Genomic DNA, 15,642 nt, shown 5'->3' with positions numbered 1-15,642 from the left:
CCCAAATAGCTATCCTTTCCGCTCCGGCAAGCAGCCAACGGAGCCCAGAGTCGCGCGCAAGGCCTCAATAAGGTCCGTGCGCGGCTCCTTCCCCAGCAGGCTGACAAGGCGTTCATTGTCAAGTCGCATGGAATGGCGCCACAAGGGTTCGATTTCCGAAGCCTCACGAGCGAAGGGAACGAGCGGGCTCGCCAGACGCATCAGCCACCAGGGAAAGGCCCGCACTGCAAGCCAACGCCCCAACACAGCCTCGAGCCCATCAATCAAACCGCGTCCTGAACGATCCCAATAGCCTTCAAAGGGAATGTCTTCAAATGGGGCCAGACCACTTTGCTTTTCGAGCAATAGAGCAACCGCTTCCGCAACGTCAGGCAGATAAGACCAGCTATGGCCGGCTCCCCGCGCGATATTTGTTACCGCCTTCAAAGGACGCCCCGGCTTTATCATCGCTTGAGTGAACCAGCTTGATCGCGCACCAGGACCAAAATAGTCGCCAGCCCGCACAATGAGGCTGGACACCTGAGGCGCGGCATCCATTAATCGCTTCTCAAGTGCGATGCGAACCTGCCCCTTGCGAGACCGCCCGGTTTGAGGGCTGCCGCTACGCACCACCGGCGTCAATTCAGGGTCGAAATTATAAACCGTTCCGGGCAACACAATCCGCGCCCCATTGGCCTGTGCGGCCGCAATAGTGTTATCGATCATCGGCAACACAAGCTCTTCCCATTTGCGATAACCGGATGGATTGACAGCATGCACAATCACATCGGCCCCGTGCGCTGCGGCAAGCACATCCGAAGCGCTCATGGCATCGCCCTTGCACCACTCTAAGCCGTCAATACCGCTTCTCTTTGCCGCCTCAAGGTCCCGCGCCATTCCTCGCACCAACCAGCCATGCGCGACCAACGCACGGGCAATCGCCCCACCAATCCCACCGGTAGCGCCAAGAACCAGCGCAACCCGGACCTTGGGCTCGCCGTTCATTTCTGTATCCATCCGTCATCTCCGCATTGGTCTCAAATGAGCGTCTGAATCGCAGCCGCTCTCTACCGCCAAAAACTGACGCCCTTTTGATAGAAAAGAAATTGCCAATTATCTTTCAGGTGCTAGTATGATTTTTATGAGCAAGGATATTTCATGGGATGATCAACGCTGCTTTCTTGCAGTCCTCGAAGAAGGCAGCCTCTCGGCGGCAGCCCGCAGGCTTGGCGTTTCACAACCAACTGTCAGAGCCCGGATTTCATCTCTTGAAGAGAGTTTGGGCACACCGCTTTTCACCCGTTCGGTCAACGGTCTCGCCCCAACGGAAACCGCAAGAGAGCTACACAAAAGCGCCAAGGCGATGGCAATGGCGTCAGCTGACTTCATCCGCAAAGCATCGGCCCCACCCGACGCCATTGCGGGCACCGTCCGCCTATCGGTTCCCGAGGTCATGGGCACAGAGGTCATTCCAACAATGCTTGCCACACTGCAAGACCGATATCCTGCCATTCATATCGAATTGGAACTAAGCAACAAGCCCGCCGACATTCTTCAGCAGGAAGTTGACCTTGCGGTTCGTACAGTGCAACCGAAACAGGAAGCGCTCGTTGTCCGCAAGGTGGCATCAATACCCTTGGGCTTTTTCGCAAGCCCCGCCTACCTTGCCAAGCATGGCACGCCTCTATCCATGGAAGATCTGTCAAGGCACCACTTCGTTGGCCCGGATCGCAGTTTGAGCGACCTAGCGCTTGCGCAAAAGCTGGGCCTAAGCAAAACAACGGCAAACATTGCTCTGGCAACCGACAGCCATCCGGCGCAATTGGCCGCAGCACGGGCTGGCCTTGGCATCGCCGTCATTCAGGTTCCTTTCGGGAGCCGCCATTCAGATCTGGTGCATATCCTAAAGGATCAAAGCGTCTACGCGCTCGACACATGGGTCGTAACGCACGAAAATCTGCGCGCCGTGCCACGCATCAGAGCGGTGTTCGATTGTCTGGTGGAAGGTTTCACCCATTATCGTTAGGCGCTTGCGGCCCGGGCAATCATCAAAGCCACGCTCTCCAGACCAGAGACGAAACCACTTCATTGCTTCGCCTCCCAAAAGGCCACTTTAAGCGACGCCGACTTCCACATCGACGATCCCCGGAATGGCCTTCAAGGCCCTGCCAACCTCAGGCGAAACATAATATTTGCCCTTCAGCCGCATCTCGACTTCGCATTCGCCCTCATCCAGCATCACGATCACGGAAACCTCGCCATCACCTCTGTCATCGAGCTGCTTTTGCAGGGATGTCAGTGGCTTGGGGTCATTCACGAACACGCGCATGGCCTGCCGCATGCCATCACTGACAAGCGGTCGCACATTGTTGATGCGCACAGAGACCCCTTCAGGCCGTTCGTCGGCCCCCACCTCTAGAATAACCGTATTGCCCGGCTCCAGATCATCACGAAAGCGCGCCAGCGCCTCGGAAAAGAGCACCGCTTCATATTGTCCGGTCGGATCGGAAATGGTGATGATACCCATGCGGTTACCCGTCTTGGTCTTGCGTTCCTGCTTCCCGGTGATCGTACCGGCCAAACGCCCCGCACTGGCACCCTGCTTGACGGCAATCTCGAATTGCTGCCAGAGCTGGATACGCATCTTTTCGAGCTGCGGAATATATTCATCCAGCGGATGGGCCGACAGATAGAAACCGATCGCACTATATTCACGCTGCAGTTTCTCCTGACTTGTCCATGGGCGCACATCCGGCAAAGGCAATGGCGCAGCCTCTTCCTCGCCGAACAGGCCACCCTGCCCCGATGATGCATCGCGCGAATGGCTTGTTGCCTCACCCATGATGATGTCAATGGAGCCAACAACCTGCGCCCGGTTGGGATTGAGCACATCGAAGGTGCCTGCAGCTGCCAGATTTTCAATCGTGCGCTTGTTGATCACTCGCGGACTGATGCGCTTGGCGAAATCAGCCAGATCCTTGAACGGCTTATCTCCCCTCACTTCCATGATATGCTCGGCGGCGGGCTGCCCCACCCCCTTGATTGCCGCCATGGAATAGATAATGGCCCCATCCTTGACGAGAAACTCGACGCCGGATTCATTGATGGATGGTGGCTGCACATCAATGCCGAGCCGGATCGCATCACGGCGGAATTCCGACAGCTTATCAGTGTTGTTCATATCCAGCGTCATGATTGCCGCGAGGAACTCAGCTGGATAGTTCGCCTTCATATAGGCGGTCTGATAGGCCACCAGAGCATAGGCAGCAGCGTGCGACTTGTTGAAGCCATAGTCGGCAAACTTGGCCACGAGGTCATAAATCTCGGACGCTTGCTCGCGCGGCACCCCGCGTTCTTCGGCACCATCACAGAAGAAGACACGCTGCTTTTCCATCTCCTCACGGATCTTCTTACCCATCGCTCGACGCAGCATATCAGCTTGGCCGAGGGTATAACCGGAAAGGATCTGCGCGATCTGCATCACCTGTTCCTGATAAATGATGATGCCGTAGGTCTCTTTCAGCACCGGTTCGAGCAACTCGTGCATATAGTCCGGTTTTTCCTCACCACGTTTACGCGCACAATAAACCGGAATGTTGGCCATTGGCCCGGGTCGATAGAGCGCTACGATAGCGATGATATCCTCAAACTGGTCGGGCTTCATATCAAGCAGGGCCTTGCGCATGCCCATACTTTCAAGCTGGAACACACCAACCGTCTCACCACGGCAGAGAATCTCGTAGGATTTCGGGTCGTCGATCGGAATTTCCGACAAGTTGATCTTGATGCCGCGCTGTTCCACAAAGCGCACAGCCGTTTGCAGAACCGTCAGTGTTTTCAGACCAAGAAAGTCAAACTTGACGAGGCCGGTCTTCTCAACAAACTTCATGTTGAACTGGGTAACCGGCATATCCGAGCGCGGGTCGCGATACATGGGGACGAGCTTATCCAGCGACCGGTCCCCGATCACAACGCCAGCGGCGTGGGTTGACGTATGCCGATAAAGCCCTTCCAGTTTGAGCGAGATGGAAATGAGGCGATCCACAATCTCCTCTTCCTTGCGGGCGTCAACCAGACGCGGCTCCTGCTCCAGAGCTTCTGGCAGAGACACAGACACCGCCCCCTTCATGGGCACCAGCTTGCAGAGCTTGTCCACCTGACCGAAGGGCATCTGCAACACGCGCCCCACGTCGCGCAGCACCATGCGGGCCTGCAGCGTACCGTAGGTGATAATCTGCCCTACGTTGCTCCAGCCATATTTGCGCTGTACATAATGCACCACTTCTTCGCGTCGGTCCTGACAGAAGTCGATATCGAAGTCGGGCATCGACACACGTTCCGGGTTCAGGAATCGTTCGAACAGAAGAGCAAAGCGCAAAGGATCAAGGTCGGTGATCGTCAAGGACCAGGCCACAAGCGAGCCAGCACCGGAACCACGCCCCGGCCCCACCGGGATTCCATGTTCCTTGGCCCATTTGATGAAGTCAGCAACAATCAGGAAGTAGCCGGGGAATTTCATTGACACGATAATGCCCAGCTCGAACTCCAATCGCTCCCAATAGGATTCCTCTGTCAACCCCGGTGCAAGACCGTGAATATCAAGGCGGCGGCGCAGCCCCTCTTCAGCCTGCTTGCGTAGCTCGGCAGCCTCATGCTGCTCGGCTTCTTCCGGATCGGCGTCCGCACCCGCAAATCGTGGCAACAGCGGTTTGACCGTACGCACGCGTGTCGAACAGCGCTGCGCAATTTCAATGGTATTTTCAAGAGCTTCAGGCAGATCGGCAAACAGCTCGGCCATTTCATCCTGACTTTTGAAATAATGCTCCCGAGTCAGCTGCCGACGGTCACTCTGGATGAGGACCTTGCTCTCCGCAATGGCAAGCAGCGCATCATGGGCTTCAAAGTCCTCGCGCTCGCCAAAATAGACATCGTTGGTTGCCACCAACGGCATTTCAAATTCGTAGGCAAGATCGATAATCTGCGGCTCGACAATAGCCTCATGCGGCATCCCATGCCGCATGATTTCGACATAGACCCGGTCACCGAAAACGCGCTTCAATATTTCAAGACGCTCGCGCCCCTTGGCCACATGATTGCTTGCCAGCATCCGGTCCACGGGGCCATTGCCGCCACCGGTCAGGCAGATGATGCCTTCCCCCAGTTCTTCCAGATCACCGACCGTAACATGCGGCTCCTGATCATCCTCGGGCGAGAGATAGGACCGGGAAACAAGGAGCATAAGATTGGCCCAACCCTGATCCGTGGCAGCAAGCAGAACGATGGAGGGCAATTCCGTATGCCCACTGCCCTGATAATCCCCATCGTTGAAATAGATCTCGACCTGACAACCCATGATCGGTTGCAGGCCTTCGCCGACAGACTTTTCGGAAAATTCAAGTCCACCAAACATGTTGCGCGTATCCGTAATGGATACTGCGGGCATATTCATGGCCTTGGTCTTCTTGATCACCTTGGCGACGGGCAAGGCCCCTTCAAGAAGAGAATAGGCCGAATGCACATGCAAATGGATAAATTTAAGATCGTCCGACAGATCTGTCATCGAAGCGAAGCCTTCCCGTATCAGCACGACAGCACCCGACACGGGCAGCTAGAATCAGATCGCGCAAGACCACAAGAATAGAAAATCAAGGCGGGCATGGCAAAGCCTGATGGTGACAGCAAAACACGGATGAGAAGCTCTCCACAGCACGCTGGAGAAGCCTTAGACATCCAGCCAACCCCAAGGCAGATCATCCCCGCAATTATCCTCTCTTATCCCCACTATCCAGATAAGAAAGTTACACCAAAACCTGCATCCACACGCCAATCATGGACATGAAGGTGATAAGGGAACCGAGCGCAAGAACATCACGAATAATCATTACCAGACCTCAAAACTGTTCGCGTTATATCCTTATTATGTATATGTTTTGTTCTCATTGCAAGCAAATTCTCTTAATCGCCAAATTTCAATTTTATTACAATTTTTTAGATAGTTAGAAGGAACTGTTCTCAAATTATTCACACAGCTTCATTCTGTCCCCGCCCTACTCCCAAAACATCCACAAGCAGACCGTCCAACAAAGCCTCAACCGGGCCCGACAGGCTTTATCCTCCACTTACGAACAGCCTTTCCACACATTGTTCCACCTCAGTACAAATGTGCGCATAGATATCCCCACCAATCCAGTGTCCATTCACAGGCACCAGTGGAAACCGTATGCAGACCTGCATAACGAAATGCGCCCGCACCTCTCGACATGAGAGGGCGGGCGGATCAATATCTATTAAAGAGAGGAATGACTCAGAGGTCTACAATCTTGCCATCAACCAACGTAATCTGCCGATCCATGCGTTCGGCCAAAAACAGGTTGTGGGTAGCGACCAGCGCAGCAATGCCTGATTGCTTCACCAAGGCATTGAGCGCCTTGAAAACATATTCGGAGGTATTGGGATCAAGGTTCCCCGTCGGCTCATCAGCCAGCAACACACGCGGAGCATTGGCCATGGCGCGGGCAATAGCCACCCGCTGCTTTTCACCACCGGAAAGCTCACTGGGCCGATGATCAGAACGGTGATCAATCTTCATATAGGCCAGCAATTCCTTGGCGCGCGTCTCGGCTTCTTTACGCAGCTCACCACGGATGAGCTGTGGCAGCATGACATTCTCAAGAGCGGAGAATTCTGCAAGCAGATGATGGAACTGATAGACAAAGCCGATTTCATTGCGGCGCACCAAAGTGCGTGTCCTATCCGCCGCCTGACTTTGTGCCACATTGGCGATATACACCTCGCCCGCTGTAGGGCGCTCCAACAATCCGGCAATGTGCAACAATGTGGACTTGCCCGCTCCGGAAGGCGCCACAAGCGCCACCATTTCACCAGCCCGAACCGTAAGATGCGCGCCATTCAGCACGACCAGATCGTCCTCGGCTTGCTCATAGGCCTGCTGGATATTATCCAACACCAGAAGATTCTCGTCAGATGAAGCATCGCGCGCATCGTAATCCTGCCCAGATCCCTGATCAAAAGCAGTATACTGATCCGCTCCGGGCACAGCCCCTGCATCCTGAGAGCCCAGAGAAGCCTCATCCGGCGCAGTTGATGTCGGCATGGCCGGAATGCCACCCGTCAATTCAACAAACCCGGCAGCAGGCTCAACAGTCTGTTGCGATGTTTCAGGAGCGATCGAAACATTTGCCTCATGCCTCTGTCCCTTTGGCTTGGCCGCCTTAGCACGTTCTTCGTCGCTCAAGATCGGCCAGAAAAAGCTTTTCTTACTCATAACGAAGAGCCTCCACCGGATCGAGCCGAGCCGCACGCCACGCAGGATAGAGCGTGGCAAGGAAAGAGAGAACCAGAGCAATCAAAAGAACGGAAATCGTCTCGGATGGGTTCATGTCAGCAGGCAGTTTCGAGAGGAAATAAAGCTCTGGCGAAAACAGCTCCGTGCGCGTCACCCAGGAAACAAACTGCCGGATGGATTCGATGTTGAGGCACACGATCAGGCCGAGTATGAAGCCAGCAAACGTTCCCACCACGCCAATCGCCGCCCCCGTGATCATGAAGATCCGCATGATAGAGGAGCGCGTCGCCCCCATGGTTCTGAGAATCGCGATGTCGCTACCCTTGTCCTTCACCAGCATGATCAGACCGGAAATGATATTGAGCGCCGCCACCAGAATGATCAGCGTCAGAATGATAAACATCAGATTGCGCTCAACTTCCAGCGCCGAAAAGAAGGTGACATTGCGATAGCGCCAGTCGGTCATGAAGATCTGCCGATTTACGGCATCTTCCACCGCAGGGCGCAATTCACCCACCCGGTCAGGATCATCCAGATAAACCTCAATGGCCGAGACTTTGCCATCCTGATTGAAATAGGCCTGCGCCGCTTCCAGCGGCATGAATATGAAAGTGCTATCATATTCACTCATGCCAATCTCGAAAATGGCTTTGACCGGATAGGATTTGATACGCGGCGCAACCCCCATCGGCGTCACGGCACCTTTGGGCGATATGAGCGTCACGCGATCCCCGGCAATGACCCCCAGAGAGCGGGCCAAGCGCGATCCAAGCGCCACGCCATCGGAGCTGTCGAAGTCATCAAAGCTGCCCTGAAGGACATTTTTTGAGACCAGCTGAAGCTTGTCGATGCTGTCCTTATTCATGCCCCGCACAAGCGCACCGGCAGAACCACCGGACGCAGAGGCCAAAATCTGCCCCTCGACAAAGGGTACAGCAAAGCTGACACCATCCACACCGTCAATGCGTTTGACGATGTCATTGTAATCCGTCAACTCGGTATCCATCGGCTGGATAACCAAGTGGCCGTTAATACCGAGAATCTTGTCGAGCAGTTCCGAACGGAAACCATTCATCACGGCCATCACGATGATGAGCGTGGCCACGCCCAGCATGATGCCGAAAAAGGAAAGCCAGGAAATTACGGACACGAAAGCATCCCGCCGACGAGAACGCAAATAACGGAACGCCATCATCCATTCGAACATGGCGAATGGTGATTTGATCTTTGGCGCGGACATACAATTCTCCAGACAGAACCGCCGCCCGCCCGGCCAAGCCGATGCAGGCGACATATTCTTGTTTTATCGAATCATTTACCGGCGATAATACGATCTACAACCCCGTCGAGGGAAACCATTTCGCGTGCGCCTGTGGCACGATCCTTGATTTCCACTTCATTCGACTTCAGGCCGCGCGGTCCGACAATGATCTGGGTAGGCAGACCGATGAGATCCATCGTGGCAAATTTGGCGCCAGCCTGTCCGGCGCGGTCATCATACAGAACGTCGAATCCGGCATTTCCAAGGCGCTCGTAGAGCTGTTCGCTGACCGCAGACGTTTCTTCATTCTCAGCCTTCATATTGATCAGGCCGATGTCAAACGGAGCCACGGCCTTTGGCCAGATAATGCCGTTTTCATCGTGGCTGGCTTCAATGATACCGCCAAGCAGACGAGAAACGCCAACGCCGTAGGAGCCCATATGCACCGGATAGTCCTTGCCATCGGCAGCCATAACGCTGGCGCCCATCTTGTCGGAATATTTGGTGCCGAAATAGAAGATGTGGCCAACTTCGATGCCGCGGGCCGCGATCCTATCCGCTTCCGGAATGGCATTGAATGCAGCTTCATCATGCATTTCGTCCGTTGCCGCATATTCGTTGGTCCAGTCAGCCACAACGCCGGAAAGGTCGCCCGAGAAGTCAACATCATCGCCGGGCACTTCCTTGGACAGGTAATTCTTGTGGCAGAAGACCTCACTCTCACCCGTGTCAGCCAGAATGATGAATTCGTGGCTGAGATCCCCACCGATTGGGCCCGTGTCGGCCTTCATAGGAATAGCCGTCATGCCAAGGCGTTTGAAGGTGCGCAGATAGGCGACAAACATGCGATAATAGGCTTCGCGCGCCCGTGCCTCGTCCATATCGAAGCTGTAGGCGTCTTTCATGAGGAATTCACGTCCACGCATGACACCAAAGCGAGGGCGGATCTCGTCACGAAACTTCCATTGGATATGATACAGATTGAGCGGCAGATCCTTATAAGATTTGACGAAAGTGCGGAAGATATCCGTGATCATCTCTTCGTTGGTCGGGCCAAACAGCATGTCGCGCTCGTGACGGTCGACGATTCGCAGCATTTCCTTGCCATAATCATCATAGCGTCCGCTCTCTTTCCAGAGTTCTGCGGGCTGCATGGTTGGCATCAGAAGCTCGATGGCGCCGGAGCGATCCTGCTCTTCCCGCACGATCTGCTCAACCTTGCGCAGCACCTTCAGCCCGAGCGGCAGCCAGCTATAGATACCGGCCTGCTGCTGCCGGATCATGCCAGCGCGAAGCATATAGCGATGGGAGACAATTTCCGCCTCTTTGGGGGTTTCCTTCAGGATTGGCAGAAAATAACGGGAAAGACGCATGGATCTGGCTCTTTCTAATAGAATTCAAAACGGAATACGCACGCGCGTCACAGGCCCATACAAAGCCCGAAAAATTGACCGCATATCACTTCAGGCCTTTATAGACCGAGATCGATTCTGAGACAGCAATTAATGAAGATGAAGCCTGCAGATCGACTTTTTACACAGGCACCGTCCGCCACCATAGGTAATATTTACCTTTACCTTATTCGAAAGACGAATAACATTCTGTCTTTCACCCTGCAGTTGATTTTCACTCTCAAAAAAAAGCGAAAAAATACGCAATTGCATAAAAATATTGATGACAAATTGGGCGATTGGGATTAATGTCCCTGCATAACGATAAGAGATACGCTCACCACCGTTATCTCACTTCGCGCAGTAATGTCTTGGGAGGATACATATCTCTGGCGCGCTTTTAGCTGCTGCCGCTCAGTATTAGCAAAACCACAAATGCACACTGAGCAATGAGATCACGTCGCGATCACTAAAAAAGCAAGGCTTTGCGGCCTTGTTTTTTTTTGTCCATTTTCCAATGTGCCGAGGTACATATTGTGTCGATGGATATCGATTACAAGTGACAGGCATGTGACATTTTTCATCACTGCTTAAATTTGCATCACTTTCTCACTTTCCTTAAGAAAATCGCGCATTATTCCGACCGCCAGACAAACCGGCAGCCACAGCCAGCCGCACGCACAGATTCGCGCTACGGCTACGCAAGGTACCGCGCAGATATCTCAAACAATCAAATTAATGGAAGAAGCGTGGGGGTAGTGGAGCTGAACCCCACCAAGAAGCTATTTCAAACTATCCGGCATGGGCAGGAAGGACAGCAAGTCAAAGCCATATCCCTTGACTACAACAGCCCAATAAAACACGGCAAACAAGACCGAGGCCAGAATAGTGGTGGCAACGGCCTTGCGGATCATCATCGCCTTCGCCGGAGCGCTGGCTGTGGTACCCAATCGTTGATCTTGCTCTTCTGCCTGCGTTCGCACGCCGAAGGGAAGCACGATAAAGAGGGAAAGCCACCAGATAATGAAATAAACAGCAAGGCCGCTGACTAAACTCATAAAAGTCTTCCTTTAAAAGGAAAGGCTTATACCTGTTCCAGCTCGGTGAGAGTTCCGCAGAAATCTTTCGGGTGCAGGAAGATAACAGGTTTGCCATGGGCGCCGATTTTTGGCTCGCCGTCGCCAAGAACGCGCGCGCCTTCAGCTTTCAATTTGTCACGAGCTGCGATGATATCGTCAACTTCGTAGCAAACATGGTGAATACCGCCAACAGGGTTCTTTTCAAGGAACTTGGCGATCGGGCTGTTTTCGCCAATTGGCTCAAGCAGTTCGATTTTCGTGTTCGGCAGTTCAACAAAAACCACTTTCACGCCATGTTCGGTGACTTCCTGTGGTTCAGAGCATTTGGCACCCAGAGTGCCGCCGTAGGTAGCTACACCGCTTTCGAGACTTGGTACGGCAATCGCCACATGGTTCAAACGACCAATCATTTCCATGCATCCTTTTTTCACTATGGTGTTTACCGGTCATGGCCTGCCAACGCGACACGCCTTTAGTCTTACCGGAAACGCATTCCTCATTGTCATACAAGGTTGATCATCACTGCGACAACTGGCTTTTTGGCCCACTTTTGGTTCACCTCAGAGCGAACAGAGCGCCGGACAGCCTCGCGCAGCACTTCCACATCCTTGCGTTTCTTGGCTGGCATCCCCTTCAGGGCGCCAAAAATCCCGGCTTCCACGATTTCAACAAACAACTGATCATTTGCATCCCTCTCTGGAATACCGGCAAGGGCCATTTGTGGATGACCCAGAATTTCCCCCTTGCGGCTGACTGTAATCGCCACAGAAATATGCCCCACATAGGAGAGCTTGCGCCGCTCCTGTATCCCCATTTCTTCGAAAGTGCCAACAAGCGAACCGTCCTTGTACAGACGGCCACCAAAATACTCGTCCCAACTCTTGACCGTGCCACCAGCCAGCCGGGCCATCCAGCCATTACGGACATGCAGAACCTCTCGCACCCCCATTTCACGCGCCAGCTTGGCATGAGCCCGAAGGTGCATTTCTTCGCCATGCACCGGCACTGCGATTTTTGGCTGGATCCATTCGTAAAGCTTGCGCAAATCGCCCCGTTTCGGGTGGCCTGAGACATGGATCGGCGCATCTTTTTCGGTGATAATCTCAACATCCTGAGCCGCCAGATTGTTGATCACCTCGTTGATCGCGCGTTCGTTGCCCGGAATGGCTTTTGACGAAAAGATCACCTGATCGCCCTTGGAAAGCTGCACCGTTGGATGCTCTTTGGCCGCAACCCGCGCCAGTGCTGCGCGCTTTTCCCCCTGTGAGCCCGTCAAAATGGCCACTACCTTGTCACGGGGCAAATAGCCATAATCATCGTCAGAGATGAATTCGGGAACATCATTCAGATAACCCTGCTCCTGAGCCACCTCGATAAAGCGCCACAAGGCCCTGCCAACAACGACACATTGCCGATCATTGGCTCTCGCCGCCCTGGCAATCGCCTGCACGCGAGACACGTTGGACGCAAAGGTAGAAACGGCCACCCGATGGGGCGCTTTGGCGATCAGCTTTGTGAGTTCTTCTTCTACCTCTTTCTCTGAAATGGAAGAGCCTTCCGACAAGGCATTGGTCGAATCGCAAACAAGGGCGAGCACGCCCTCCTCGCCCAGCTCGTTCATACGAGCGATGTCGGTGCCCTTGCCCACGCCGGGCGTGGCGTCCAGTTTCCAGTCTCCGGTATGCAACACGAGCCCATGCACGGTGCGAATCGCCAATGCATTGGCCTCGGGGATGGAATGGGAAACGGGGACGAATTCAACGTTGAACGGGCCAAGCTGCACGCGAGAGCCCTGCTCCACCTGATTGACCGGAATTTCGAGCGAGCCCGGTTCGGCTTCGGCCTTGGCTTCGATCAGGTCAGCCAGAAAGCCGCTTGTATAGATCGGGATCTCCAGGCGAGGCCAAAGCGCAAACAGCGCGCCAAAATGATCTTCATGCCCATGGGTGATAACGATACCGTCGATACGATCCCGTTCCTGCTCTAGAAAACGGATGTCGGCGAAAATCAGGTCAGCACCGGGATGCGCCTCATTGGCAAAGGCCACGCCGAAGTCAACGATCAGCCAGCGCTTGTCTCCCTCCGGGCCGATGCCATAAAGGGCCATGTTCATGCCAATTTCGCCCACGCCGCCAAGCGGCATAAAGACCAGTTCAGAAGACGTCATATTCTCTCTCATCGTGGCGCTTTGCTGCGCCATCATTTTTGCATTTCTGAATGCATTCCGGGCAAAAAGACATCGCCCGCATAAATCGTTCGCGTCTGACCGTCTGCCAGCCGCATGATCAAAGCCCCATCTTCATCGAGCATCTCAAAGGTGCCCTCGACGGTTTCATTGGGCAAGCGAGCCACCACATGCTGCCCCAGCCCGCGCGCGCAAGAAAGCCAATCATCGCGGATGGCGGCAAAATTGGAGCCTTGTTGCCAGACAGACAGCCGATCCGCCATCTGCCAGATCAATCGCTCGAGCAGTTGCTCGGGAGAAACATCATAGCCTGTCTGCGCAATATCTGCGGCTTTGAGACCATCGGTTTTGTCTGGATGTGTGCGACAATTAACGCCAATGCCGACGGCAACCGCCTGACGACCATCAACCAGAAATGTGCTCTCAAGAAGGATACCGCAAATCTTCTGGTCCCCCCAAAGCAGATCATTGGGCCATTTGATCCGCAAAGCCGCCTGCATATGCGGCGGAATAAGATCGCAAATTGCTCGATGAACGGCCGTGGCTGTCAGCAGTGGCAATTGCCCGACCAGATTGGCAGGCGCCGGACTAAGCAACAACAGCGTGGCGGCCAGATTTCCCTTCTCGGAACTCCATTGACGCCCGCGTCGACCGCGTCCGGCGGTTTGTTCACCGGCCCAGATCCACAATCCCCCCTCTTCGCCTTGCTTGGCAGCATCAAGGGCGTATTTATTGGTGGAATCGATCGTGTCAAAAGAAATCAGGCGATATGGTTCGGGTAGCTTATTCAATGCGATTGCTCAATCTGCAAAACCGAAGGGCGTGGGTGAGATCCATCTGCCAGACGGATAAGGCCCTACAAAAAACTGCCCGAAGAGCCTTCGGGCAGTGTCTTCATATCATAACCGCCAGTCACTGTCTCGCAAAAGACGAACAAATGTTTAAGCAGGTGCAAAGCCCCAATCAGAAAAAGCTGTTTGCGGCCAGTTCAGCAATGGTACGGATCGGGCTGACATAGAAAACCATCGACGCCATAAACAATCCGCTGATCACAAGAACCAGCCGCAACTCGTTGGCTGGGCGCTCGAACACCGGTGCCGGATCATCAAAGAACATGATCTTGACGATGCGCAAATAATAGAAAGCCCCCACAACCGACGCCAACACGCCAATGATAGCGAGCGGATAGAGCCCGGCCTCGATTGCGGCAGAAAAGACAAACCACTTGCCGATAAAGCCCCCCATCCAGGGAATGCCAGCCAGCGAGAACATCAAGACCCCGAGCAACACCGCCATGGGTAGATCATTGCGCGAAAGGCCAGCCAAATCATCAATGCGTTCTACCATCCCATCGCGACGACGCATGGACATGATGGCGGCAAAGGTGCCCAGTGTCATGGCTAGATAAGTGATCAGATAGACAATAACGCCCACGACACCGGCCGAACTGCCCGCGGCAAGACCCACCAAGGCATAGCCCATATGACTGATCGAAGAATAGGCCATCAGCCGCTTGATGTTACGTTGGCCAATGGCAGCAAAAGCCCCGAGCACCATGGACAGAATGGAAACAAAGGTGATCACCTGCTGCCATTGCAGATCCATCGGGTCAAAGGCCGTCATGACAACACGCACGATAAGCCCCATCGCCGCGACCTTCGGCGCCGCTGCCAAAAAGGCGGTCACAGGCGTTGGCGCTCCCTCATAGACATCGGGGGTCCACATATGGAATGGCACGGCGGAAATCTTGAAGGTCAAGCCAGCCAGAATGAAGACAAGGCCGAAGATGACGCCAATACCTGCCCCTTCTACATGCACCGCCTCGGCAATGCCCACAAAAGAGGTTTGACCGGTAAAGCCATAAACAAGGCTCATACCATAGAGCAGCATGCCCGATGACAACGCCCCCAGCACGAAATATTTAAGACCCGCTTCTGTTGCCTTGGCGCTGTCGCGCTTGAAAGAAGACAGCACATAAAGAGTAAGCGACTGCAGCTCCAGGCCGAGATAGACGGCAATCATGTCATTGGCCGAGAGCATCAACATCATGCCCACCGTTGCCAACAGCACCAGCACCGGATATTCGAACCGGTCAAACTTCTCTTCCTGCGTATAACCAACAGACATCGCCAATGAGAAACCCGACCCGATCAACACCAGCACTTTCATCAGGCGGGCAAAGGGATCCTGAATGAAGGCGTCATTGAAAGTGGTCACAGTTCCGCCAGACGACAACAAAAGGATCGCACCGGCAATGATCAGCACGGCAACCGCGAGGCCGTTAACCACCTGAGAGGTCTTCGAACCGCCAAATGCACCCAGCATCAACAACACCATGGCACCGACAGCCAGCAGGATTTCCGGCAAAGCGGGCATCAGATTGGGAAGCGTAGCCAACTCAGTGGTCATCTTTCACTCACTTCATGTTTCGCTTACACCGC

The 15,642-nt window shown here is 54.2% G+C and carries 11 protein-coding genes; 1 reads left to right on the top strand and 10 read right to left on the bottom strand.

Going from position 1 to position 15,642, the window contains the following annotated elements:
- Positions 1-9 precede the first annotated feature (9 nt).
- Positions 10-996, bottom strand: a complete 987-nt coding sequence (locus tag ACKPCT_RS04945) for an NAD(P)H-binding protein (RefSeq protein WP_319568553.1) — start codon at positions 994-996, stop codon at positions 10-12.
- Positions 997-1,111: 115 nt separating this feature from the next.
- Between ACKPCT_RS04945 and ACKPCT_RS04940 the strand changes: the two genes are divergently transcribed.
- Positions 1,112-2,005 (top strand): LysR family transcriptional regulator, encoded by an 894-nt coding sequence (locus ACKPCT_RS04940; protein ID WP_319568552.1) that lies wholly within the window; start codon positions 1,112-1,114, stop codon positions 2,003-2,005.
- An 87-nt stretch (positions 2,006-2,092) separates the two neighbouring features.
- On the opposite strand, the gene dnaE is transcribed toward ACKPCT_RS04940, so the two are convergent.
- The 9 genes from dnaE to nuoN form a co-directional block, all read right to left on the bottom strand.
- Entirely contained in the window at positions 2,093-5,539 is a 3,447-nt protein-coding gene (dnaE, locus tag ACKPCT_RS04935; protein WP_319568551.1) for a DNA polymerase III subunit alpha, read from the bottom strand.
- Positions 5,540-6,283: 744 nt separating this feature from the next.
- The gene (locus ACKPCT_RS04930) at positions 6,284-6,949 is read right to left on the bottom strand and encodes an ABC transporter ATP-binding protein (RefSeq protein ID WP_244544677.1); all 666 of its coding nucleotides are present in this window, start codon (positions 6,947-6,949) and stop codon (positions 6,284-6,286) included.
- A 307-nt stretch (positions 6,950-7,256) separates the two neighbouring features.
- Entirely contained in the window at positions 7,257-8,579 is a 1,323-nt protein-coding gene (locus ACKPCT_RS04925) for a lipoprotein-releasing ABC transporter permease subunit (protein ID WP_175528019.1), read from the bottom strand.
- 17 nt (positions 8,580-8,596) lie between these two features.
- Positions 8,597-9,919, bottom strand: a complete 1,323-nt coding sequence (gene proS, locus ACKPCT_RS04920) for a proline--tRNA ligase (RefSeq protein ID WP_090071571.1) — start codon at positions 9,917-9,919, stop codon at positions 8,597-8,599.
- 800 nt (positions 9,920-10,719) lie between these two features.
- Positions 10,720-10,995, bottom strand: a complete 276-nt coding sequence (locus ACKPCT_RS04915; RefSeq protein WP_319568550.1) for a DUF1467 family protein — start codon at positions 10,993-10,995, stop codon at positions 10,720-10,722.
- Positions 10,996-11,021: 26 nt separating this feature from the next.
- Entirely contained in the window at positions 11,022-11,426 is a 405-nt protein-coding gene (mce, locus tag ACKPCT_RS04910) for a methylmalonyl-CoA epimerase (RefSeq protein ID WP_090072179.1), read from the bottom strand.
- A gap of 92 nt (positions 11,427-11,518) precedes the next feature.
- Positions 11,519-13,183, bottom strand: a complete 1,665-nt coding sequence (locus ACKPCT_RS04905; RefSeq protein ID WP_319568549.1) for a ribonuclease J — start codon at positions 13,181-13,183, stop codon at positions 11,519-11,521.
- A gap of 32 nt (positions 13,184-13,215) precedes the next feature.
- A complete protein-coding gene (locus ACKPCT_RS04900) occupies positions 13,216-13,992 on the bottom strand; it encodes a biotin--[acetyl-CoA-carboxylase] ligase (RefSeq protein ID WP_319568548.1) in 777 nt (258 codons plus the stop codon).
- Between the two features lie 172 nt (positions 13,993-14,164).
- Positions 14,165-15,610 carry an NADH-quinone oxidoreductase subunit NuoN gene (gene nuoN / locus ACKPCT_RS04895; RefSeq protein ID WP_319568547.1) on the bottom strand — a complete coding sequence of 482 codons (1,446 nt, stop codon included), beginning with the start codon at positions 15,608-15,610 and terminating at the stop codon, positions 14,165-14,167.
- Positions 15,611-15,642 lie beyond the last annotated feature (32 nt).

It is taken from the genome of Cohaesibacter marisflavi (assembly GCF_963665895.2).
GTDB lineage: Bacteria > Pseudomonadota > Alphaproteobacteria > Rhizobiales > Cohaesibacteraceae > Cohaesibacter > Cohaesibacter marisflavi.
This window is presented reverse-complemented; position numbering and strand designations above follow the sequence as displayed.

Coding starts and splice junctions, on each gene's coding strand:
- ACKPCT_RS04945 (WP_319568553.1), bottom strand. CDS start 996: ATGGATACAGAAATGAACGGCGAGCCCAAGGTCCGGGTTGCGCTGGTT.
- ACKPCT_RS04905 (WP_319568549.1), bottom strand. CDS start 13,183: ATGACGTCTTCTGAACTGGTCTTTATGCCGCTTGGCGGCGTGGGCGAA.
- nuoN (WP_319568547.1), bottom strand. CDS start 15,610: ATGACCACTGAGTTGGCTACGCTTCCCAATCTGATGCCCGCTTTGCCG.
- ACKPCT_RS04940 (WP_319568552.1), top strand. CDS start 1,112: ATGATTTTTATGAGCAAGGATATTTCATGGGATGATCAACGCTGCTTT.
- dnaE (WP_319568551.1), bottom strand. CDS start 5,539: ATGACAGATCTGTCGGACGATCTTAAATTTATCCATTTGCATGTGCAT.
- mce (WP_090072179.1), bottom strand. CDS start 11,426: ATGATTGGTCGTTTGAACCATGTGGCGATTGCCGTACCAAGTCTCGAA.
- proS (WP_090071571.1), bottom strand. CDS start 9,919: ATGCGTCTTTCCCGTTATTTTCTGCCAATCCTGAAGGAAACCCCCAAA.
- ACKPCT_RS04915 (WP_319568550.1), bottom strand. CDS start 10,995: ATGAGTTTAGTCAGCGGCCTTGCTGTTTATTTCATTATCTGGTGGCTT.
- ACKPCT_RS04925 (WP_175528019.1), bottom strand. CDS start 8,579: ATGTCGCCTGCATCGGCTTGGCCGGGCGGGCGGCGGTTCTGTCTGGAG.